Source organism: Bartonella sp. TT119HLJHH, assembly GCF_042193385.1.
GTDB lineage: Bacteria > Pseudomonadota > Alphaproteobacteria > Rhizobiales > Rhizobiaceae > Bartonella.
This window is the reverse complement of record NZ_JBHILS010000143.1, coordinates 1-587: the sequence shown is the minus strand read 5'-3', so window position 1 is coordinate 587 and position 587 is coordinate 1. Positions and strand designations below refer to the sequence as shown.

Here is a 587-nt window from a genome sequence, read left to right as displayed (position 1 = left end):
TCATCCGTATACTTATTGGCATCTTCAAGAACTATCTTCATCTGCTCTTCAGTATAATCATGCAACTGACCACCATTAACAGCTTGCTGAGAACCTGCTTCAATCTTGCCTGCCGCTACATTGTCTATCATAACAGGTTCACTGTCATTGCCTCCTACTAACGTAATGCTATTGGTCTTTTTCCCATCACTATCTTTGTCATAGTTAACAACGCCATCTGTTACGGCTACTTCAATATCTTTCACATGTTGATCTATCGTATCTACTTTGTCTTCAACCTCTTTTACTCTCTCATTCGTGCTCCAAAGCTGACCACCATTAACAACTTCTTGCGAGCCTTCTTCTATCTTACCATCCAGTACATTCGTAATTTTACTCGACTTACCATCATGCTTCGCATCATACGCGCCTTCTTCTTCATTCCAATTCAAACCATTGCTCGCCACATTCTTCTCAACATCATGAATACGCTCGTTGATACTCGTCATACCATCACTGACACCATCAAAAGCTCCTGCTACATCATGATAGATCTTCTTTTCTGACGAACTACCATCAGAATTGAATTGTGCAACCTTGAATTCTGG

General features: G+C 40.7%; 1 pseudogene. It reads right to left on the bottom strand.

Annotated elements, in window-relative coordinates:
• Positions 1 to 587 (bottom strand): annotated as a pseudogene (locus ACFIJL_RS09830) (hypothetical protein); the annotation flags it as partial.